We start from the raw sequence: 19,811 nt of genomic DNA, 5'->3' as shown, positions 1-19,811 counted from the left end.
CTGACAGCTACTCTCAATTCATGGCTACTGTCACTGTTCCATCGGAGTCGCGCCTGGATCCCAGGCGCTGGTGGGCCCTCGGGGCCCTGGTCGCGAGCATGCTCGTCCTCGGATTCGACATGACGATCCTCAATGTGGCGCTGCCGACGATCTCGGCGGACCTCGGCGCCGGCACGGGCCAGCAGCAGTGGATGGCGGACGCGTACATCGTCGTGTTCGCCGCCCTGATGCTCCCGGCCGGACTGCTCGGCGACCGGTTCGGGCGGCGCCGGATGCTCATCGGCGGGCTCGGCGTCTTTCTCGCCGCCTCCGTCGTCGGCGCCCTCGCGCAGGACGTCACCTGGGTCATCGTGGCCCGCGCCCTGATGGGCGTCGGCGGGGCGTTCGTGATGCCGCTGGCGATGTCGGTGCTGCCCTCGCTCTTCCCGCGCGACGAGCAGACCAAGGCCATCGGCATGATCTCGGCGGCCTCCGCGCTCGGCATGCCGCTCGGCCCGATCGTCGGCGGCTGGCTGCTGAACCACTTCTGGTGGGGCTCGGTCTTCGTGCTGAACGTGCCGATGGTCGCCCTCGGCATCACCGCCTGCCTGTTCCTGCTCCCCGAGAGCCGCGACCCGGCCGCGCCGAAGGTCGACACCGTCTCCACCGTGCTCACCACGCTCGGCCTCGGCAGCCTGATCTACGCGATCATCGAGGGCCCGGGCCGCGGCTGGAGCGACGCCCTCGTCGTCGGCGGGTTCGCGGCGGCCGTCGTGCTGCTGACCGCGCTGGTGCTGCGCGAGCGGCGCGGCACCCGGCCGATGCTCGACCTCTCGCTCCTGGCCCACCGCGGCTTCCTCAGCAACACCCTGGCCGCCACGCTCGGCATGTTCGTCCTGTCCGGCGTGCTGTTCCTGCTGCCGCAGTACCTCCAGGCCGTCCTCGGCACCGACGCGCTCGGCACCGGGGTGCGGATCGTGCCGCTGATGGGCGGCATGCTGCTCGCGGCCCGGCTCGCGCAGCCGCTGGTCGTCCGGTTCGGGGCGCGGTCGGTGATCTGCGCGGCGCTCGCGGTGCTCGCCTTCGCCGCGTTCCTCGGCGCCCGCACCACCGTCGACTCGGGCTACGGGTTCACCGCTCTGTGGCTGTCGATCGCCGGGATCGGCGTCGCCTTCGCCATGATCCCGGCGATGGGCGGCGCGATGGCCGCGCTCGACAGGAACCAGGCCGGGCGCGGCACGGGCCTGCTGAGCACCGTGCGGCAGACCGGCAGCGCGCTCGGGGTGGCCCTGCTCGGCGCGCTCGTCGCCGGCGCCTACACGGACCGGCTCACCACCACGGGGCTGCCCGGCCAGGCCGCGGACCTCGCCCGCGACTCGGTGACCGGCGCCCATGTGGTGGCCGCCCGGCTCGGCGACCACGCGCTCGCCGCGTCGGCGAACTCCGCCTACGTCCACGGCATGGACCTCGCCCTGGTCGTCATCGGCATCGTGGCGCTGGCCGCGGCGCTGCTCTCGGCGGCCCTGATGCCCGGCCGCGTCCGTCCCGCCGACGCCACCTCACCCGGTACGGAGGTGGCCCCGGTCAGCGCCGATGCCTGACAATGAGCGCCATGGCCGCGTCAGCACAGACGTCCGCGGAGTCCGGGCCCAAGGTCGGGCTCCGCGAACGCAAGAAGATCAAGACCCGCACGGCGATCCGCGAGGCGACGTACCGCCTGATCGAGGAGCAGGGGTACGACGCGACGACGGTCGAGCAGATCGCCGAGGCCGCCGAGGTCTCGCCGTCCACCGTCTTCCGCTACTTCCCGACCAAGGAAGACATCGTCCTCACCGACGAGTTCGACCCGGTCCTGGAGCGGGAGCTGCGGGCCCGGCCCGCCGACGAGCCGATCATCGACTCCGTACGGCACGTCGTCGAGCACGCCCTTGAGCTGGCGTTCGCGAGCGAGCCCCCCGAGGTCGTCCGGCTGCGCACCCGCCTCCAGGTCGAGACGCCCGCGGTGCGCTCCCGGATGATGGAGTCGATGTCGGTGACCGGCCAACTGATGTGCCAGGTGATCGCCGACCGCACCGGCCGCGACGCCGACGGCCTGGAGGTCCGCGTCTACGCGATGGCCCTGGTCGGCGCCCTCATGCAGGCGACGATGTACTGGGCCGAGCACGACCACGAGGACGACCTGCGCGCCCTGGTGCTGCGCGCCCTGGACACCGTCCAGCAGGGGCTCTAGGCCGTACGGCTAGGCCCGCCCCAGGTCCGCGAAGCCCAGCGGCTTCAGGGAGACGAAGCTCCACGTCGAGCCCTTCTCCCCGGCCCCGACCTTGATGTCCTCGTTGCCGGACGCGGCCGAGGACCAGCGGACGCGCAGGGTGTGCGCGGTGTCGCAGCGGTTGCGGTAGTACACGGTCGTCGTCAGGGCGCCGCCGTCCTTCCAGGACCAGGAGAAGCAGCCGGTGACGCCCCGGTGGACCGTGTCGGAGGTGAGCGCGAGCGCCGGGGAGGCGCCGCCGAGAAGCGACGCGGCGGCGAGCGCGGCGGTCGCGAGAGAGCGGATCATGTCCTACGTATCTCAGCGACCGCCGTGCGGGAAACGGCCTGTGCACCGGTCCAGTGACACCCGGCGCCGCACCGGACGCGTCAGGTCGTCGCTTCGCCCACGATCTGTCCCAGCCGGTCGGGATCGGTCACGGGTGCGTCACACACGAAGTGCCGGCACACATAGGCGGTGTCCCGGTCCTCGATCCGCGGCCGGTCCGCGAGCAGCGGCAGCTCGTCGCTGCCCTCGGGTCCTGCCGCGACGACGGCGCCGGGGGCCGTGCCGGTGAGCGCGGTGTGGTGCAGCCGCCCGCCGACCTCCCCGACCACGGCGATCTCGCGGGGCCCGTCGAGCAGCGCCTCGGCGACCGCCAGACCGTTCCCGATGAAGCGCGGCACGCGCGGCCCGAGCGCCTTCACGACACCCAACGCCCGCTCGGCGGCGGTGCGGTGCGGCTCGGAGCCGGTCTGGGCGGCGTACGACAGCAGGGCGCCCGCGGCGGCGGTCCAGCCGGACGGGGCGGCGTTGTCGGTCGGGTCCTGCGGGCGGCGGATCAGCTGCTCGGCGTCGACGGCGGTGTCGTGGAGCGCCCCGCTCTCCGCGTCCACGAACCGGTCCAGTACGTGGTCGAGCAGGAACCCGGCGAACTCCAGCCAGACGCCCTCGCCCGTCACCGAGGCCAGCGCGAGGAAGCCCTCGGCGACATCGGCGTAGTCCTCCAGGACGCCCGCGTTCGCGCCGGCGCGGCCGTCCCTGCTGGTGCGGGAGAGGCGGGCCTGCGGGTCCATGTGCAGGCGCACCAGCAGATCGCCCGCGCACACGGCGGCGTCCACGAGGTCCTGCCGCCCGAAGTAGGCGCCGGTCTCGGCGAGCGCGGCGATCGCCAGACCGTTCCAGGCGGCGACGACCTTGTCGTCCCGGCCGGGCGCGGGCCGCTCCGCGCGGGCGGCGGTGAGCCGCTGCCGGATGTCCGCGACCTTCGCCGCGTCGAACACCTCGTCCGTCCGCGGGAGTTGGAGGACGGAGGCGCCCTCCTCGAAGGTGCCCTCCTCGGTGACCCCGAAGTACCGGGCGGCGAGCCGCCCGTCCTCCTCGCCCAGCACCTCGGTGAGCTGCGCCGGGGTCCACACGTAGTAGGCGCCCTCGACGTGCTTGCCGGTCGCCGGGTCCTCGCTGTCGGCGTCCAGCGCCGAGGCGAAACCGCCCTCGTTCGTGCGCAGTTCACGGACCATGAAGTCGGCGGTCTCCAGGGCGATCCGCCGGGCGGACTCCGAGCCGGTGGAGCGCCACAGGTGCGCGTACGCGCGGCACAGCAGCGCGTTGTCGTAGAGCATCTTCTCGAAGTGCGGGACGGTGAACTCGCGGTCCACGGAGTAGCGGGCGAAGCCGCCGCCGAGCTGGTCGTAGATCCCGCCGCGCGCCATCCGGTCGCAGGTGTCGACGGCCATCTGCAGCGCGCCCTCGGCGCCGGTCCGCGCGTGATGGCGCAGCAGGAACTCGATGACCATGGACGGCGGGAACTTGGGCGCGCCGCCGAACCCGCCGTACGTGGCGTCGTACTCGCGGACCAGGCCGAGCAGCGCCTGCCCCAGCTCCTCCGCGCCGGGCACCTCCGTGCCGCCGTACGTCATCTCCCGCCCCGCGAGATCGGCGCTGATCTTCCCGGCGACCTCGGTGACCTCCCCGCGCCGCTCGCTCCACGCGTCGCGCACCCCCTGGAGCACCTGCGTGAAGGAGGGCGACCCGTGCCGCGGCTCGGGCGGGAAGTACGTCCCGAAGTAGAACGGCTCGGCGTCCGGCGTCAGGAACACCGTCATGGGCCAGCCGCCGTGCCCGGTGGCGGCCTGCACGGCCTCCATGTAGACGGCGTCGACGTCGGGCCGCTCCTCGCGGTCGACCTTCACGGCGACGAAGTTCTCGTTGACGAGCGCGGCGGTGGCCTCGTCCTCGAAGGACTCGTGCGCCATGACGTGGCACCAGTGGCACGCCGAGTACCCGACCGACAGCAGCACGGGTACGTCACGCCGTCGCGCTTCCTCGAAAGCGCCCGGCTCCCAGGGCCACCAGTCGACCGGGTTGTCAGCGTGCTGAAGCAGATAGGGCGAGGTCACACCAGCCAGCCTGTTCATGCGGTCCAGCCTCTCACAGGGCCCGATTCCGGCCGGGAAGCTCGCGAGGGCGCCGCCCCGCCCGGCCGAATTCACCCCCGCGGGCGCGGCACCGCCCCGGCCTCTGATCGCCGGGCCCCTCGCGCCGACACCCCATACGCAGGACAATTGACGGGGAACTGTCGCGACCGGAGGGGGACCGAAGATGCGAGACAGCCATCGGGCGGAGGCCGAGCGGCTGTTGGCCCGCGCCGTGGAGGAGGAGGTACGGCGCTCGGGCGGGCGGACGGATGCCGGGGTACTGCTGTCCCGGGCCAGGGGCGCGCTGGACGCCATGGAGCAGACGGCGGCCGAGGAGTACGCCGCGTACACCCGGTCGCTGGACGAGGCGGCGGCCGGGCAGATGACGTTCGGGGAGCGGTTCGCCAAGCAGGGCGGGTCAACTCCTCTGCAAGTGGCCGGAGTCGGGGCCGTCACCGCGTGCCTGGCCGACCTGATCGTCGGCACGAGCACCGGGACGGCGCTGGGGGTGGGCGCCGCCGTGGCGGTGCTCGGGGCCGCCGCGACCGTCGTCAAGGTGACCGCGTCGCACGTGCCGGCGGCCAGCCGCAGCGCCGGCGCCCGGAACCAGCCGGGCGGGCCCGAGCAGTTGCGCCTTCAGTGGCTGACCGCGCTCGAAGTGCGGGGCATCCGGCCCTTCCTGGACCAGCAGCGGGTGCTCGCCGCGTCCACCGGGTCGGTCGGCACGAAGACGGTCGTGCCGGGCGGGCGCAGGCCCGACCGGAGCGCGGCCGCCCGTCGCCGCAGCGTGCTGGAGCAGTCGTTCGGCCAACTCCCGCAGCCGCAGGGCCCGTTCGCCGGGCGCCGGGCCGCGATGGCGCGGATCGCGCAGTGGGTGCACGCGGCGCGGGCCAGCACGGAGACCAAACCGACGGTGGTCGTGCTGCACGGCACGCCCGGCTCGGGCCGCACGACGCTGGCGGTGCGGGCCGCGCACGACCTGCGCGACCAGTTCCGGGGGGCCTGCGTCGTGGACTTGCGCGGCGACCGGGCGGACGGGCCCGCGCTGTCGACCCGGGACGCGCTGCTGCATCTGCTGAACCGTCTCGGCGCCCCGCGCGAGCAGTTGCTGTTCCGGGAGCGTTCCACGCCGGAGCAGCAGGTCAAGCGGCTGAGCGAGCTGTACCACCAGCATCTGACCGGGCTTCCGGTGACGATCGTGCTCGACGACGCGGCCGACGCGCGGCAGGTGCGCACCCTCGTCCCCGAGCGCTCCGACAGCCTGGTGATCGTCACCTGCCGGGAGCCGCTGGAGCTCGGCGACGACATGCCCGCCTGGGTGCACCAGCTGCCCGTGGAGGCGCTGGACGCGGCGGGCTCGGACGAGCTGCTGCGGGAGTCCGCGGAGGACACCGGCGGGCCGTACGACGCCGAGTCCGCCGACGCCGTACGGGAGTTGTGCGGCGGTCTGCCGCTGGCGCTGCGCATCGCGGGGTCCGCGATCGGGCCGCGTTCGACCCGTCAGCTCGCCGCCGACCTGAGCGCGTACGGCCCCGTCGACCCGGTCGAGCGCGTGCTGTGGCTGCGCTACACCGATCAGTCCGACGCGGCCCGGCGGCTGCTGCGGCGGCTCGCGCTCGCGGGCCGGGCCTCGCTGGGCGCGGCAGCGGCGGCGGCCCTGCTGGCCACGGACGACACGGAGGCGACCCGGCATCTGACCGCGCTGGCCCGCGCCGGTCTCGTCGACCACGTCCGCGGCAGCCGCTACCGGCTGCACGACCTGGTCCGCGCCTTCGCGCAGGCCCGCCTCGCCGACGAGGAGGAGCCGCAGGAGCGCACGGCCGCCCAGGAGCGGCTGATCAAGAACTATGCGGAGCTGGCCGACTCGGTGATCCGCCTGGTCGACGGCAACATGTCGACGCGGGCCGGCCAGATGGGCCCGCACGGCTTCACGTCGCTGGACGCCGCGCTGCGCTGGCTGGACGACGAGTCCAGCTTCATCACGGCGGCGCTGCGGCACGCGGAGGGCGTCAACCAGGACGCGGTGCTCGGCCTGCTCGGCGCGCTGTGCGACTACTGCCTGCTGCGCGGCGACCTCTACCGCCTGGGCGAGATCAGCGAGTTGACGCAGGCCATCGACCAGGGGCTGCTGGTGCGGTCGGTCCAGTGGCGCACCGGTATCGCGGCCCGTCATCTCGGTGAGCTCGACAAGGCGCGCACCACGCTGTCGTCGGTGGTCGACCTGTACCGCGAGGCGCACCACCGGGCGGGCGAGGCGCGCGCCCTGTGTTCGCTGGGCATCACCCTGCACCACCAGGGCCAGCTCACCGAGGCCGCCGAGCGGCTGCGCGAGGCCCTGGACATGCAGACGACGCCCGAGACGAAGGGCGACCGCGGCTGGACCCTGCACGCGCTCGCGGCCGTCGAGCGCGACCGCGCCCACGTCAGCGAGTCGCTGGCCCTGCTCACCGACGCCCTCGCCCTGCACCGGGAGAACGAGTCGCTGCACGGCGAGGCGTGGGCCCACTTCCAGCTCGGCCAGCTGTGTCTGCGGATGGGCGACGTGCCGCGCGCGGACGACGAGCTGCGCGCCGCGCTGGACCTGTACGGGCGCACCCGCGACGCCCGCGGCGAGGCCTGGGCCATGACCCAGCTGGCCCGCGCCCGGCTCGTCGAGGGCGACGCGTCGGTCGCGGTCGACGGGCTGCGCCAGGCGGCGTCCCGGCACCGGGACAACGAGGACGCGCGCGGTGAGGCCTGGACGTACTACTACCTGGGCCAGGCCCTGGAGGAGACCGGGAACCTCGACCAGGCGGTCCGCGAGCTGGAGCGCTCCCGCACGATGTTCTCCCGGATGCGGGACGTGTACGGGCTCGCGTGCGCCCGGCACCACTCGGCGCGGGTCACCCGCGACCAGCGGGCCGTGCAGACCGGCTCGCTGCGCAACTCCGGCTTCGCCCGCCAGCTCCTGGTGGACGCCCGCGCCGACTTCCAGCGGATCGGCGTGGCGCACGGCGAGGGATGGACGTGCCTGGAGCTGGCGGTCGTCGACGCGGGCAACGCGCGGCTCCAGCAGGCGATGACGCTGTGCGAGGAGGCGCAGGCGCTCTTCGCCTCGTACGGCGACCGGCGCGGCGAGGACTGGGCGGTCTTCCTGCGCTGCACCCTGCTGCCGTACGCCTCGCCGGGCGGTTCGGAGGTCGGCACGGCGGTCGCGCAGGAGGAGCTGGGCCGGCTCGGCCGGGCCACGCATCCCACGCGCGACGGGAAGCTGGACGACTACGTGGAGGCGTACCAGCTGCTGCTGGAGCGGGGCGTGGACCTGGACACGGGCTGGCAGGCGTGGCGGCTCGGCATGGTCCCGAACCGGCACGCCCGGGACACGATGGGCGTGGTCATGACGACTCCGCAGCCCTGACGCGCGTCCGGTACTGGAGGTGGAGCACCCGGTCCCCCTGGACGACCACGTGCGGGTCGTCCAGGAGCCGCTCCCCCGCGGCGGAGCCGAAGTAGCGCTTGCCCGCGCCGAGGACGACCGGGGCGACGTCCATGGCCACGACGTCGACGAGGCCGAGGGCGAAGGCCTGGCCGCCGATGTCGCCCGCGGTGATCGCGACGGACCGCTCGCCGGCCAGCTCCCGGGCCGTGGCGACGGCCTCGGGCACGTCGCGGACGAAGTGGTAGTGGGACGCCTCGGGGTGCCAGTCGGCGGGCCGGGGCCGGTGCGAGACCACGACGACGTGCTCACCGGCGGGCGGCTTCGCGTCCCAGCCGTTCGTCAGGTCGAAGAGGCGGCGGCCCATGACGGTCACGCCGAGGCTGTCCCACAGCGGGCGGGTGTAGCCGGCGGAGACCTCGGACACCCGGAACCCGGCGTCCTCGACGATCGGCACGTCCCCGTTGCCGTACCAGTCGAAGAGGCGGCCGACCTGGTCGTCGGCATCGGCGATGTAGCCGTCCACGGAGACGACCGCGTGCATCAGTACAAGGCTCATACCGGTACGACTCCCCGCGACCGCGGAACTCATCGCATGCCGACGACCCGCTTCACGGCCCTGCTCAGCGGGGTCGTGAAGGGGTCGCCGGCCGGTGCGTCAGGCGGAGGTGCGGCGGTCGTCCGCGGCCGCCGGGGCGGCCGGCTCGGACGTCTTCTCCTTGAAGTCGACCTTGCGCATGTGCTTGTTCATCGACTTCATCAGGCCCCACACGGCCAGGGCCATCACGGCGAAGACGATGAAGCCGAGCACGCCCGGGGTCACCTTGTCCTCGTCGACCTCGGTCGCGGCCAGAGGGACGAGATGGGTCAATGCCAGATTCGCAATCACATCAGGCATTCTCGCGCACGCCGGCGAAGAGGTCGTCCTCGGGGAGGGAGGTGTCGACGAGGGCCTTCGCGAGCTCGTACTCCTCGGTCGGCCAGACCTCCTTCTGGACGTCCATCGGGACGCGGAACCAGCCGCCGTCGGGGTCGATCTGCGTGGCGTGCGCGATCAGCGCCTTGTCGCGGATCTCATAGAAGTCGGCGCACGGCACGTGCGTGGTGAGGGTCCGCTCGACCCGCCCGAACTCGTCCCAGCGCTTCAGCCAGTCCTCGTACGGCGACTCCATGCCGCGTGCCAGGAGCGCGTCGTGCAGCGCCTGGGTGCGCGGGCGGTTGAAGCCCTGGTTGTAGTAGAGCTTCGACGGCTGGAAGACCGGGCCGAACTCCGCCTCCGGGTACGCGACCGGGTCGTTCGCCCCGTCGAAGGCCACCATCGTGATCTTGTGGGTCATGATGTGGTCGGGGTGCGGGTAGCCGCCGTTCTCGTCGTAGGTCGTGATGACCTGCGGCCGGAAGGCGCGGATCTGCCGGACCAGGCGGCCGGCCGCCGCGTCGACGTCCTCCAGCGCGAAGCAGCCCTCCGGCAGCGGCGGCAGCGGGTCACCCTCGGGCAGGCCCGAGTCGACGAAGCCGAGCCACTCCTGCTTGACGCCGAGGATCTCGCGGGCCTCGTCCATCTCCTTCTTGCGCACTTCGTGGATGTGCTCCTCGATGTACGTGTCCCCCTGGAGCTTGGGGTTGAGGATGGAGCCGCGCTCGCCGCCCGTGCACGTGACGACCAGCACGTCCACCCCCTCGGACACATACTTGGCCATGGTGGCCGCGCCCTTCGACGACTCGTCGTCGGGGTGGGCGTGAACGGCCATCAGTCGCAGCTGCTCAGTCAAGACAAGATCCTCGGTGAGATGGGGCGCCCTGGTGTGTTTCGGTGCAATGGGCGGCTTCTATAGTGACCGAACCGGGGGGCCGAAAATTCCGGCGTCCGCATCTTGACGGGCGAGGCGAGAGGAACTGGCTGATGAGCGCCGTGCAGCAGCACCTGCCCGAGGGCCGCTACAGCTCCCCTCGTGACTCCGACGCCCGCGCCGACCGCAAGCTGCGGGTGGCCGCGATCGTGCTGGGCACCCTGTTCGCCGCGATGATGGTCTGGTTCGGCTGGTACTACATCGCCGGCGGAGCCAAGTTCAGCGGTGAGGTCATCGCGTTCAAGACCTACGACGACAACGTCAAGGTCCATCTGGAGATCCGCAAGGACTCCGGCACCTCCGGCTACTGCACGATCCGCTCCCAGGACGCGGTCGGCTCCGAGGTGGGCCGCGCCGACTTCCGCTTCGACCAGAAGCAGGACCGGATCGACAAGGTCGTCACGCTCCGCACATCCGGGGGCAGGGGAACGACGGCCGAGCTGCTCGGCTGCCACGCCGATTGAGCCGAGTGATCGCGGCTGACCTGCGTTGACGTAAAACTGATGCCTTATGTCCTCCCCCTTTGGGCGGCGAATTGTTAGGCTCGTGGTTTCGCCCACCCGAGAGGGAACATCCTTCTGGGTAGGGCGATGCTTTGTATCCCAGTACCTACGAGGAGCGACCTGTGACCCAGACCAGCGAAGACGTCACCTGGCTGACGCAGGAGGCGCACACCAAGCTCAAGGACGAGCTGGCGTACCTGTCTGGTCCCGCGCGCGAGGAAGTCACGCAGAAGATCGCTGCGGCGCGCGAGGAAGGCGACCTGCGCGAGAACGGCGGGTATCACGCGGCGAAGGAGGAGCAGGGCAAGCAGGAGCTCCGCATCCGCCAGCTGACCCAGCTCCTTGAGAAGGCCAAGGTCGGTGAGGCCCCGGCCGCCTCCGGCGTCGTCGCGCCGGGCATGGTCGTCACCATCGCCTTCGACGGCGACGAGGACGACACCCTGGAGTTCCTGCTCGCCTCCCGCGAGTACGCGAGCTCCGACATCGAGACGTATTCGCCGCAGTCGCCGCTGGGCACGGGCGTGAACGGCAAGAAGGTCGGCGAGGACGCCGAGTACGAGCTGCCGAACGGCAAGCTGGCCTCGGTCAAGATCCTCAAGGCGGAGCCGTACAGCGGCTGACGCCTTCACTGTCGTACGAGTGGGCCCCCGGAGCGATCACGCTGCGGGGGCCTCTTCGCGTGCGGAGCAGGTCAGCCGGCCGCCTTGCGGTACTTGCGGACGGCGAGGGTGCGGAACACCAGGATGATCAGCACCGACCAGATCAGGGAGGCCCACACGGGGTGCTCCATGGGCCAGGCGCCGGTCACCGACTTCGGCACGCCGTCGATCGTGTTGCCGAACAGCTCGCGGGCCGCCGACACCGTGGCGCTGAACGGGTTCCACTCCGCGACGTACTGCAGGAACTTCGGCATGCCGTTGACCGGCACGAACGCGTTCGAGATGAAGGTCAGCGGGAAGAGCCAGATCAGACCGCCCGACGTGGCCGCCTCGGGGGTCCGCACGGACAGGCCGATCAGGGCGCCGATCCAGGTGAACGCGTACCCGAGCAGCAGGAGCAGGCCGAAGCCGGCGAGGACCTTGCCGATGTTCTCGTGGGTGCGCCAGCCGACGAGCAGGGCGACGGCGGCGAGCACGGCGAGCGTCACGGCCGTCTGCACGAGGTCGGCGAGGGTGCGCCCGGTGAGCACCGCGCCGCGCGCCATCGGCAGTGAGCGGAACCGGTCGATGAGGCCCTTGTGCATGTCGTCGGCGATGCCCGCGCCCGCACCGGCCGTGGCGAAGGTGACGGTCTGGGCGAAGATGCCCGCCATCAGGAATTCCTTGTAGGCGGCGGGGCTGGTGCCCGCGCCCGGGATGGAGATCGAGCCGCCGAAGACGTACGTGAACAGCACCACGAACATCACCGGCTGGATGATCCCGAAGAGGATCATCTCGGGGATCCGTGTCATCCGGATCAGATTGCGCTTGGCGACGACCAGGGAGTCCCGGACGGACTGGCCGATGCCGCCCGCCGCGCGCGGGGCGCGGACGCTTTCGGTGACGGCACTCATCAGCGGGTCTCCTGTTCGTCCTGCTCCGAGGCTTCCGCGAGGTGGCCGGTCAAGGAGATGAAGACGTCGTCGAGGGTGGGGCGGCGCAGGGCGATGTCGTCGATCTCGATGCCCTGGGCGTCCAGGTCGCGGATCACCTCGGCGAGCAGCTTGGCGCCGCCGGTGACGGGGACGGTGAGCTTGCGGGTGTGCTCGGCGACGGTGGTCTCGCCCTTGCCGAAGCCGGCCAGGATCTCCCGGGCGGCGCCGATGTGCTCGGGCTCGTGCACGACGACCTCGACGCGCTCGCCGCCGGTCTGCGCCTTGAGCTGGTCGGAGGTGCCGCGGGCGATGACGCGGCCGTGGTCGACGACGCAGATGTCGTGCGCGAGGTGGTCGGCCTCTTCGAGGTACTGGGTGGTGAGGAGCAGCGTGGTGCCGCCCGCGACCAGCTCCTGGATGACCTCCCACAGCTGCTGCCGGTTGACCGGGTCGAGGCCGGTGGTCGGCTCGTCCATGAACATCACCGGCGGGGAGACGACGAGCGCGGCCGCGAGGTCGAGGCGGCGGCGCATGCCGCCGGAGTACGTCTTGGAGGGGCGGTCGGCGGCGTCCGCGAGATTGAACCGCTCCAGCAGCTCGGCCGCGCGGGCCTTCGCCTCCTTGGCGCGCATCTGGTAGAGCTGGCCGACCATCTGGAGGTTCTCGCGGCCGGTCAGGTACTCGTCGACCGCGGCGAACTGGCCGGACAGGCCGATCGAGCGGCGGACCTCGTTCGGATTCTTGACGACGTCGATGCCCGCGACGACCGCCCGGCCGCTGTCCGGCGTCAGCAGCGTGGTCAGACAGCGCACGGCCGTCGTCTTACCTGCTCCGTTCGGCCCGAGGAGGCCGAGGACGGTGCCTTCCGGCACGTCCAGATCGACCCCGTCCAGAGCTCGGACGTCGCCGAAGGTCTTGACCAGACCTTCGGCGTAGATGGCGCCTTGCATGTGGTTCCCCCAAATGATCGGCACGCGTCCCATTTATGAAGAAATTGTAGATTTGCCGGGCAGCGCCTGCCTGGCGAAGCGTGACGCGGACCACACGCTAACGCGATGTATCGCGTATCGGCAACGGATTTACGCGGACTCCCCCAGAGCCCCGCCGAGGGACTGGGCGGTGACCGTGTAGCCCGCCTCGCGCAGCGCCTGTCCGACCGCCGCGCAGTGCGCGGGGCCCTTCATCTCGAGATGCAGCTCCACCTCGGCCTCCGTGAGTCCGAGCCGCGGATCGGTGCGCACATGGCCCACGTCGAGGACGTTAGCGTCCGCCACTGACAACACCCCCAGAAGCGTGGCGAGCGCGCCCGGACGGTCGGTCAGGCGCAGCCGCAGCGACAGGTAACGGCCCGCCGCCGCCATGCCGTGGGTGAGGACGCGCTGCATCAGCAGCGGGTCGACGTTGCCGCCGGACAACAGCGCGACGACCGGGCCCTCGAAACCGGCGGGGTCGGCGAGCAGCGCCGCGACCGGGCTCGCGCCGGCCGGTTCGACGACCATCTTGGCGCGTTCCAGGCAGAGCAGCAGGGCGCTGGAGAGCTGGTCCTCGGTCACCGTACGGACCTCGTCGACCAGGTCCGCGACCAGCCGGAACGGGATGTCGCCGGGGCGTCCCACCTTGATGCCGTCGGCCATCGTCGCCGGGGCGTCGATCGCCACCGGGCGCCCGGCCGCCAGCGAGGGCGGGTACGCGGCCGCGCCCGCCGCCTGCACGCCGATCACCCGCACGTCGGGGCGGACCGCCTTGACGGCGACCGCGAGGCCGGCCGCCAGGCCGCCGCCGCCGATCCCGACGACGATCGTGCGGACCTCCGGGCACTGCTCCAGGATCTCCAGGCCGAGCGTGCCCTGCCCGGCCACGATGTCCGGGTGGTCGAAGGGGTGGATGAAGACGGCGCCGGTCCGCTCGGCGTACTCCTGGGCGGCGGCCAGGGTCTCGTCGACCACCTGGCCGTACAGCCGGACCTCCGCGCCGTAGTCGCGGGTCGCGGCGACCTTGGGCAGGGGTGCGCCGACCGGCATGAACACCGTGGAGCGCACGCCGAGGAGCGAGGAGGCGAGGGCCACCCCCTGTGCGTGGTTGCCCGCGCTCGCCGCCACCACTCCGGCGGCCCGCTCCTCGGGCAGCAGCCCGGCGATGCGCACGTAGGCGCCGCGCAGTTTGAAGGAACCGGTCCGCTGGAGGTTCTCGCACTTCAGATGGACCGGAGATCCGAGCAGCTGGGAGAGGTGGTGACTGTGCGCCATCGTTGTCACCCGGGACACCCCGGAGAGCATCTTCTGCGCACCGCGTACGTCGTCCAGAGTGACCGCGGCCGGGAAAGGCAAGGAGTCAGACGCGCTGTAGCTCATGACGGAAGTCTCGCAGCTCACGCCGTGGGTCACCCGGGATGTTCAGCCTCCGAGACCGGATTGCGCACGGCCGGTACGGCCAGCGCTTTCGCCGCGTACTCTGTGGGCCAATCTCGTAATTGAGTGCAATCCACCACCCACGCATGAAGTGAGCCCCCGGCCATGCCCACACCACAGGAAACGATGGACATGTCGACCGCCGGCGACACCGGCCTCCTCGAAACGCTGCAGCACGAGGTGGCGGTCTTCGCCCGTCGCGCCGAACAGACCCGGCTCGGCGGGGTCGGGCAGGTGCGCAATTCCATGGACCGAGCCGCGTATCTGCTGCTCAACCGCCTCGACAAAGAAGGTCCGATGGGCGTCAAGGCGCTCGCGGCGAGCATGGGGATCGATTCCTCGACGGTGACCCGCCAGGTCGCCCCGCTCGTCGACACCGGTCTCGTGAAGCGCACGTCGCATCCCGAGGACGGCCGGGCCGTCGTGCTCCAGCTCTCCCCGCGCGGTCTCGCCCGCCTCGACGAAGTCCGTTCGTCGCGGCAGGAGTTGATGGCGCAGTTGACGCAGGACTGGGAGCCGCAGGAGCGCGAGCAGTTCTGCGCGCTCCTCACGCGCTTCAACACGGCCCTCTCGGCGCGCCAGTCGGGCCAGGCCGCTCCGTCCGCCGACTCCTGAGAGGCGGCGGCTCCCGGACATCCCCACTGCCGCGGTTCCCCGCCTCTTGACCGGGGGGCCGCGGCAGGCCTCATATGAAGAGTGCGCGATCGGCAGGCGTCCCGGGATGCCCGTCGGGCCCGTGAGTTCGAGGCGTTCGTCGCGGGCGCGGCCGGGCGGCTGCTCCATGCCGCGACGCTGCTGACCGCGGAGCCCGCCGACGACAATCCGCGCGCACGGAGACTTCTCACGCTTTCCCTCGCCCGGACGTATGCCTCCTGGGACCGTCTTCGGGGGGAGGATCCCTACGACTGCGCCCGCAAGGACCTGGCCGTCCGCTTCGCGCGCGGCACCTGGCTGCGCCGGCACCGGCACGGCCGGCCGGGCGGTGTCCTGGGGCAGCTGACGCCGCAGGAGCGGCTGGTTCTCGTACTCCGGCTGTTCGAGGGGGTCGGCGAGGAGCAGGTGGCGGCGCTGCTCGGGCTGCCCATGGAGCGGGTCCGTGCCGTGCAGGCGCGCGCGATGGGCCTGGTGCTGCATCCGCCGCGCGGCCCGGGGTCCGTACCGCCGCTGCCGAATACGGCCTCGACATGAGCCCGGAGGACCGGTCATGAGCCTGGAGGACCGCAGGTCGGCGACGGTGCGCGCGGTGCTCGACACCGCGCCGCCGCCGGTGGTCCCCGCCGAGCTGTGCGCGGAGGCGATGCGCAGGGGCGGGCGGGCACTGGGCCGGCGCCGGGTCGTCCGGCGGACGATGTGGTGCGTGCTGGTCGTGGCGGCGCTGGCGTTCGTCGTGTGGGCGAGCATGGCGCGGCCGTGGGTGGAGCCGCCGTCGGAGACGACTCCACCGCTGACGGGCTGGTGAGCCCGGCTGCCTCAGCCTTCCAGCGCCTGCTTCAGGTCGGCGAGGAGGTCGTCCACCGACTCGATGCCGACGGAGAGCCGGACCAGATCGGCCGGAACCTCCAGGGCCGAGCCCGCGACCGATGCGTGGGTCATCCGGCCCGGGTGCTCGATGAGCGACTCGACGCCGCCCAGCGACTCGCCGAGGGTGAAGAGCTTCGCGCGGTTGCAGACCTCGACGGCCGCCGCCTCGCCGCCCTCGACCTGGAACGACACCATGCCGCCGAACGCCTTCATCTGCTTCGCGGCGGTCTCGTGGCCCGGGTGCTCGGGCAGGCCCGGGTAGAGGACCTTGGTGACGCGGGGGTGGCGGCCGAGCATCTCGGCGACCCGGGTGGCGTTCTCGCTGTGCCGGTCCATGCGGACGGGGAGCGTCTTGATGCCGCGCAGCACCAGCCAGGAGTCGAAGGGCCCGGCGACCGCGCCCATCGCGTTCTGGTGGTAGGCCAGCTCCTCGCCCAGCGCCTCGTCGTTGACGATCAGGGCGCCGCCCACCACGTCCGAGTGGCCGCCCATGTACTTGGTCATGGAGTGCACGACGACGTCCGCGCCGAGCGCCAGCGGCTGCTGGAGGTAGGGGCTGGCGAAGGTGTTGTCGACGACGAGGCGGGCGCCCGCGTCCCGGGCGACCTGGGCGACGGCGGCGATGTCGGTGATGCCGAGCAGCGGGTTCGACGGGGTCTCGACCCAGATGGCCTTGGTCTTCGGGGTGAGCGCGGCCCGGACCGCCGCCGCGTCGCTGGTGTCGGCGACGGACCACTCGACGCCCCAGCGCGAGACGACCTTCGCGAACAGGCGGAACGTGCCGCCGTACGCGTCGTTCGGGATGACCACGTGGTCGCCCGGGCTGAGCAGCGTACGCAGCAGGCAGTCCTCGGCGGCCAGGCCCGACGCGAAGGCGAGGCCGCGGCGGCCGTCCTCCAGCGCGGCGAGGTTCTCCTCCAGCGCGGTACGGGTGGGGTTGGCGCTGCGGCTGTACTCGTAACCGCCGCGCAGACCGCCGACGCCGTCCTGCTTGTACGTGGAGACCTGGTAGATCGGGGGGACCACGGCGCCGGTGACGGGGTCGGCCGTGTTCCCGGCGTGGATGGCGGTGGTCTCGAAGCCTCGCCGGGCTTCGCTCTGGCTGTGCGTGTCGCTCATGAGCCCCGAGGGTAGTGGGCCGTGGAGCCGTCGCCGCCTCGGTTAGCTTTGAAGCATGGGAATTCTCTGGGGGCTGATGGCCGTGCTGATGATCGCCTGGGTGGTGATGCTGCGCAGGCGCGGCGGCATCCGTCAGGTGGCACCGGGGTCGCCGGACGCCGCCGATCCGGCGGACTACGGGTTCATGCGACAGGAGGACCTGGATGTCCGGCTGCCCGGCCCCGACCAGGATCTGCTCGACGTGATGGCCGTCGTCCAGCGCAATCAGGATTTCACGGCCGCTTCGCAATTGCTGGCCGGGACCGGCAAGGAGACCGAGACCCGGTGGGAGCGGGTGCAGGCGATCGCCGGGGCCGCCGCCATCGAGCTGGCGCAGACGCCGCGGCTCGGCGCCGGGTGGCTGCACGCCTGGCGCTCGCAGCAGCCCAAGGACGCGGGCGGGGCACAGGTGTTCGCCGAGTTCCTGGTGCAGCAGGCGTGGCGCGGGGGCGGCACCGAGGACGAGCAGCGGATCATCCTGGAGGAGGCGCGCGGCGCCCTTGAGCAGGCCGCGCTGCTGGCGCCGGGTGACCCGGTCCCGCACATCACGCATCTCGCGGTGGCCCGCGGGCTCGGCTACTCGCAGTCGGAGTTCGAGCAGGTCTGGCTGAAGATCCTGGACACCGCGCCCGGGCACATGGGCGCGCACCTGGCGGGGCTGCGCTACTGGTGCGAGAAGTGGCACGGCTCGCGCGAGCAGGCGTTCGCCTTCGCCGAGGCCGCCGCGGCGCGCGCCCCGCGCGGCTCGCTGCTGGCGGCGCTGCCGCTCTTCGCGCTGTACGAGCACATGCCCGATCTGAACCTGGTGCGCGGCTTCTACGAGAGCGAGGTCGTCTCCAAGGCCGTGCACGGCGCCCTGTTCGCGGTGCACGCGGCCCGTCCCGACGACCCGATGCTCGCCCACGTACGGCATCTCCTGGTGTTCTTCCTGGTGCGCGGCGAGCGCTGGTCGGAGGCGATGCAGCAGCTCGTGCGGGTGGACGGGCACGTGGGCGCCGTGCCGTGGACGGCGGAGGCCGATCCTGCGGCGTCGTACGCCGTGTACCGGGCGCTGGCCGTGGCCGGTTACGAGGCGAACGGGGGCAGTCCGGCGACCTTGTCGGCCTGACCCCGGAATCGCGGGCCGCGCCCCGCTTGTTGTCGGGGGTGACGTCGACCTCCGGGAGGCTGCACCCCATGACATTCTCCGGCCGGACCCCGGTCCTGCCCACCCCCGAGCAGGCCCTGCGCGGCCGCCCCGACCCCGGCTACTCCGTCCCGGACCGCCACACGGTCCTCGGCACCCCGCTGGTGGGCCCGTACCCCGAGGGCCTGGCCGTCGCCGACTTCGCGCTCGGCTGCTTCTGGGGCGCCGAGCGCGTCTTCTGGCGGGCACCGGGCGTGTGGACGACGCTCGTCGGCTACCAGGGCGGCCACACGGAGAACCCCGCCTACGAGGAGGTCTGCTCGGGCCTGACGGGCCACGCGGAGGCGGTCCGCGTCGTCCACGACCCGTCGGTGATCCCGTACGAGTCCCTGCTCAAGCTCTTCTGGGAGAACCACGACCCGACCCAGGGCTTCCGCCAGGGCAACGACGTGGGCACCCAGTACCGCTCCTCGGTCTACACCCACTCCCCCGAACAGGCCGCCACGGCGGAGGCCTCGCGTGCGGCGTACCAGCAGGTGCTGACCGGTTCGGGACACGGCACGATCACGACGGCGATCCTCCCGGCCGCCGACCGCCCCTTCTATCCGGCGGAGCCGGAGCACCAGCAGTACCTGGACAGGAATCCGGGCGGGTACTGCGGGATCGGGGGGACCGGGGTGTCGTGCCCGGTGGGGCACCGGTAGACAATCCGCGTGCGCAGGCCGATCGTCCTGCGGAACACTGCGCGCATGACCTCCGCAGCCTCTCTGACAGCACGGGAACGCGCCCTCGGCCATGTCGCGGGGCTGTCGTCCGGGTCCCCGGTCGACCCCGCGTCACGGGTGACTCTCAACTTCCATCCGGACCGGCTCCTGAACGGCACGCCGATCCTGGACGCCATGGTCCAGGACGGCGTCTACCGCTCGCAGTTCGTCACCGGGACCAGCAACGGTGGGCTGACCGCGCATCCGGGCGGCGACCGATGGCGCTGGGAGAGCCGGATCTTCGACGGTGCCTACGACGAGGCCCCGGCTCATGAGCGGCCCGTCTACGGCGCGTTGAACTTCCGCCGCAAGCCGGTCGGCGGGGCGCCACGGTTCGGCTCGGCCCATTTCCGGCTGGCCGCCGCCACGCTGGCGCGGACCACGTTCTGCTACCCGGACAGTTTCCTGGAGCCCTCTGATTTCGGTGTCGCGGCGCGGATGGGGCTCGTCGAGCTCGCCCTCGCCGATCGCCAGGACGACCTCGACGACTACATCGAGGCGCAGGTCCACGGCGAGGTCCGGCCGGACCGCCACATGGAGGCGCTGGTCCTGGATCCCTGCTACCGAGGCACCGATGTGGAGGCCGCGGCTCTGCGCCTGGGCTGTCCCGTGGAGTGGCACCCCGGTTTCCGGCTCACGGTCCAGGAACTGCGCCGGCACCCCGGCTACCGGGGTCAGGAGTACGTCGACCTGGGCGCGCGCATCGCCGTCGACGGCGTACTCGATCCCCGCATCGTCGGGGATGCCGCGCGCACCGGCCGTCATGACCCGCAGGCGGTCAAGAAGGTGTGGCACCTTCTGGCGCGTTTCGGGGCGCCCGGCCGTTAAGTCGTTGCAGCTGCTTGCCAT

At 72.1% G+C, this 19,811-nt stretch carries 20 protein-coding genes; 11 read left to right on the top strand and 9 right to left on the bottom strand.

Features of this window, described 5'->3' with window-relative positions; genetic code table 11:
* Window positions 1-20 precede the first annotated feature (20 nt).
* Complete coding sequence (locus K377_RS16505; protein ID WP_111664081.1) at window positions 21-1,580, top strand: MFS transporter; 1,560 nt, start codon at window positions 21-23, stop codon at window positions 1,578-1,580.
* 11 nt (window positions 1,581-1,591) lie between these two features.
* Complete coding sequence (locus K377_RS16500; RefSeq protein WP_111664210.1) at window positions 1,592-2,209, top strand: TetR/AcrR family transcriptional regulator; 618 nt, start codon at window positions 1,592-1,594, stop codon at window positions 2,207-2,209.
* Window positions 2,210-2,218: 9 nt separating this feature from the next.
* Here the strand turns inward: K377_RS16500 and K377_RS16495 are convergent, their stop codons facing one another.
* A complete protein-coding gene (locus tag K377_RS16495) occupies window positions 2,219-2,536 on the bottom strand; it encodes a hypothetical protein (protein WP_111664080.1) in 318 nt (105 codons plus the stop codon).
* An 80-nt stretch (window positions 2,537-2,616) separates the two neighbouring features.
* Entirely contained in the window at window positions 2,617-4,644 is a 2,028-nt protein-coding gene (locus tag K377_RS16490) for a thioredoxin domain-containing protein (RefSeq protein ID WP_111664079.1), read from the bottom strand.
* Window positions 4,645-4,828: 184 nt separating this feature from the next.
* Between K377_RS16490 and K377_RS16485 the strand changes: the two genes are divergently transcribed.
* Window positions 4,829-8,041, top strand: coding sequence for a tetratricopeptide repeat protein (locus K377_RS16485; protein WP_111664078.1), 3,213 nt, complete (start codon window positions 4,829-4,831; stop codon window positions 8,039-8,041).
* On the opposite strand, the gene K377_RS16480 is transcribed toward K377_RS16485, so the two are convergent.
* The 3 genes from K377_RS16480 to mca form a co-directional block, all read right to left on the bottom strand.
* Complete coding sequence (locus tag K377_RS16480; protein WP_111664077.1) at window positions 8,019-8,618, bottom strand: dihydrofolate reductase family protein; 600 nt, start codon at window positions 8,616-8,618, stop codon at window positions 8,019-8,021. The genes K377_RS16485 and K377_RS16480 overlap by 23 nt on opposite strands.
* Before the next feature lie 99 nt (window positions 8,619-8,717).
* Window positions 8,718-8,957: a hypothetical protein gene (locus tag K377_RS16475; RefSeq protein ID WP_111664076.1), complete on the bottom strand. Its 240-nt coding sequence runs from the start codon at window positions 8,955-8,957 to the stop codon at window positions 8,718-8,720.
* A complete protein-coding gene (mca, locus tag K377_RS16470) occupies window positions 8,950-9,831 on the bottom strand; it encodes a mycothiol conjugate amidase Mca (protein ID WP_111664075.1) in 882 nt (293 codons plus the stop codon). The genes K377_RS16475 and mca overlap by 8 nt, the downstream gene beginning before the upstream one ends.
* 131 nt (window positions 9,832-9,962) lie before the next feature.
* Here mca and K377_RS16465 point away from each other — a divergent pair, with 131 nt between their 5' ends.
* Together K377_RS16465 and greA are read left to right on the top strand one after the other, a co-directional pair.
* Window positions 9,963-10,373, top strand: a complete 411-nt coding sequence (locus tag K377_RS16465) for a DUF4307 domain-containing protein (RefSeq protein WP_111664074.1) — start codon at window positions 9,963-9,965, stop codon at window positions 10,371-10,373.
* A gap of 161 nt (window positions 10,374-10,534) precedes the next feature.
* Window positions 10,535-11,032, top strand: a complete 498-nt coding sequence (gene greA / locus K377_RS16460; protein ID WP_111664073.1) for a transcription elongation factor GreA — start codon at window positions 10,535-10,537, stop codon at window positions 11,030-11,032.
* 71 nt (window positions 11,033-11,103) lie between these two features.
* Here the strand turns inward: greA and K377_RS16455 are convergent, their stop codons facing one another.
* From K377_RS16455 to ilvA, 3 genes are all read right to left on the bottom strand, one after another.
* Window positions 11,104-11,964, bottom strand: coding sequence for an ABC transporter permease (locus tag K377_RS16455; protein WP_111664072.1), 861 nt, complete (start codon window positions 11,962-11,964; stop codon window positions 11,104-11,106).
* Window positions 11,964-12,935 carry an ATP-binding cassette domain-containing protein gene (locus tag K377_RS16450; protein WP_111664071.1) on the bottom strand — a complete coding sequence of 324 codons (972 nt, stop codon included), beginning with the start codon at window positions 12,933-12,935 and terminating at the stop codon, window positions 11,964-11,966. The genes K377_RS16455 and K377_RS16450 overlap by 1 nt, the downstream gene beginning before the upstream one ends.
* Before the next feature lie 129 nt (window positions 12,936-13,064).
* Entirely contained in the window at window positions 13,065-14,336 is a 1,272-nt protein-coding gene (gene ilvA, locus K377_RS16445) for a threonine ammonia-lyase (protein ID WP_111664209.1), read from the bottom strand.
* Window positions 14,337-14,519: 183 nt separating this feature from the next.
* Between ilvA and K377_RS16440 the strand changes: the two genes are divergently transcribed.
* The 3 genes from K377_RS16440 (at window position 14,520) to K377_RS16430 (ending at window position 15,852) form a co-directional block, all read left to right on the top strand.
* Window positions 14,520-15,008: a MarR family winged helix-turn-helix transcriptional regulator gene (locus K377_RS16440; RefSeq protein ID WP_111664070.1), complete on the top strand. Its 489-nt coding sequence runs from the start codon at window positions 14,520-14,522 to the stop codon at window positions 15,006-15,008.
* Between the two features lie 81 nt (window positions 15,009-15,089).
* The gene (locus tag K377_RS16435; protein ID WP_111664069.1) at window positions 15,090-15,581 is read left to right on the top strand and encodes a sigma factor-like helix-turn-helix DNA-binding protein; all 492 of its coding nucleotides are present in this window, start codon (window positions 15,090-15,092) and stop codon (window positions 15,579-15,581) included.
* Between the two features lie 16 nt (window positions 15,582-15,597).
* On the top strand, window positions 15,598-15,852 hold the full coding sequence (locus K377_RS16430) for a hypothetical protein (protein ID WP_111664068.1): 255 nt from the start codon (window positions 15,598-15,600) through the stop codon (window positions 15,850-15,852).
* 11 nt (window positions 15,853-15,863) lie between these two features.
* Here the strand turns inward: K377_RS16430 and K377_RS16425 are convergent, their stop codons facing one another.
* Entirely contained in the window at window positions 15,864-17,033 is a 1,170-nt protein-coding gene (locus K377_RS16425; RefSeq protein WP_111664067.1) for a cystathionine gamma-synthase, read from the bottom strand.
* Between the two features lie 55 nt (window positions 17,034-17,088).
* On the opposite strand from K377_RS16425, the gene K377_RS16420 reads away from it, so the two are divergent.
* The 3 genes from K377_RS16420 to K377_RS16410 all read left to right on the top strand — a co-directional run bounded on the left by K377_RS16420 (window position 17,089) and on the right by K377_RS16410 (window position 19,790).
* Window positions 17,089-18,180 (top strand): hypothetical protein, encoded by a 1,092-nt coding sequence (locus K377_RS16420; protein ID WP_111664066.1) that lies wholly within the window; start codon window positions 17,089-17,091, stop codon window positions 18,178-18,180.
* 68 nt (window positions 18,181-18,248) lie between these two features.
* Window positions 18,249-18,902 carry a peptide-methionine (S)-S-oxide reductase MsrA gene (gene msrA, locus K377_RS16415; RefSeq protein WP_111664065.1) on the top strand — a complete coding sequence of 218 codons (654 nt, stop codon included), beginning with the start codon at window positions 18,249-18,251 and terminating at the stop codon, window positions 18,900-18,902.
* A 45-nt stretch (window positions 18,903-18,947) separates the two neighbouring features.
* On the top strand, window positions 18,948-19,790 hold the full coding sequence (locus K377_RS16410; RefSeq protein ID WP_111664064.1) for a DUF3626 domain-containing protein: 843 nt from the start codon (window positions 18,948-18,950) through the stop codon (window positions 19,788-19,790).
* Window positions 19,791-19,811 lie beyond the last annotated feature (21 nt).

The sequence above is a fragment of the Streptomyces sp. PsTaAH-137 genome (genome assembly GCF_003259365.1).
Taxonomy (GTDB): Bacteria; Actinomycetota; Actinomycetes; order Streptomycetales; family Streptomycetaceae; genus Streptomyces.
Note: the sequence above shows the minus strand (reverse complement) of the source record. Positions and strands in the feature narration are given on the sequence as shown.

What these genes read in the sequence shown, in the direction of transcription:
- K377_RS16430 (WP_111664068.1), top strand. Translation starts at nt 15,598, where the DNA reads ATGAGCCTGGAGGACCGCAGGTCGGCGACGGTGCGCGCGGTGCTCGAC.
- K377_RS16495 (WP_111664080.1), bottom strand. Translation starts at nt 2,536, where the DNA reads ATGATCCGCTCTCTCGCGACCGCCGCGCTCGCCGCCGCGTCGCTTCTC.
- msrA (WP_111664065.1), top strand. Translation starts at nt 18,249, where the DNA reads ATGACATTCTCCGGCCGGACCCCGGTCCTGCCCACCCCCGAGCAGGCC.
- K377_RS16440 (WP_111664070.1), top strand. Translation starts at nt 14,520, where the DNA reads ATGGACATGTCGACCGCCGGCGACACCGGCCTCCTCGAAACGCTGCAG.
- ilvA (WP_111664209.1), bottom strand. Translation starts at nt 14,336, where the DNA reads ATGAGCTACAGCGCGTCTGACTCCTTGCCTTTCCCGGCCGCGGTCACT.
- K377_RS16465 (WP_111664074.1), top strand. Translation starts at nt 9,963, where the DNA reads ATGAGCGCCGTGCAGCAGCACCTGCCCGAGGGCCGCTACAGCTCCCCT.
- K377_RS16500 (WP_111664210.1), top strand. Translation starts at nt 1,592, where the DNA reads ATGGCCGCGTCAGCACAGACGTCCGCGGAGTCCGGGCCCAAGGTCGGG.
- K377_RS16450 (WP_111664071.1), bottom strand. Translation starts at nt 12,935, where the DNA reads ATGCAAGGCGCCATCTACGCCGAAGGTCTGGTCAAGACCTTCGGCGAC.
- K377_RS16475 (WP_111664076.1), bottom strand. Translation starts at nt 8,957, where the DNA reads ATGCCTGATGTGATTGCGAATCTGGCATTGACCCATCTCGTCCCTCTG.
- K377_RS16490 (WP_111664079.1), bottom strand. Translation starts at nt 4,644, where the DNA reads ATGAACAGGCTGGCTGGTGTGACCTCGCCCTATCTGCTTCAGCACGCT.
- K377_RS16480 (WP_111664077.1), bottom strand. Translation starts at nt 8,618, where the DNA reads ATGAGCCTTGTACTGATGCACGCGGTCGTCTCCGTGGACGGCTACATC.
- K377_RS16425 (WP_111664067.1), bottom strand. Translation starts at nt 17,033, where the DNA reads ATGAGCGACACGCACAGCCAGAGCGAAGCCCGGCGAGGCTTCGAGACC.
- K377_RS16410 (WP_111664064.1), top strand. Translation starts at nt 18,948, where the DNA reads ATGACCTCCGCAGCCTCTCTGACAGCACGGGAACGCGCCCTCGGCCAT.
- K377_RS16420 (WP_111664066.1), top strand. Translation starts at nt 17,089, where the DNA reads ATGGGAATTCTCTGGGGGCTGATGGCCGTGCTGATGATCGCCTGGGTG.
- K377_RS16485 (WP_111664078.1), top strand. Translation starts at nt 4,829, where the DNA reads ATGCGAGACAGCCATCGGGCGGAGGCCGAGCGGCTGTTGGCCCGCGCC.
- K377_RS16505 (WP_111664081.1), top strand. Translation starts at nt 21, where the DNA reads ATGGCTACTGTCACTGTTCCATCGGAGTCGCGCCTGGATCCCAGGCGC.
- K377_RS16455 (WP_111664072.1), bottom strand. Translation starts at nt 11,964, where the DNA reads ATGAGTGCCGTCACCGAAAGCGTCCGCGCCCCGCGCGCGGCGGGCGGC.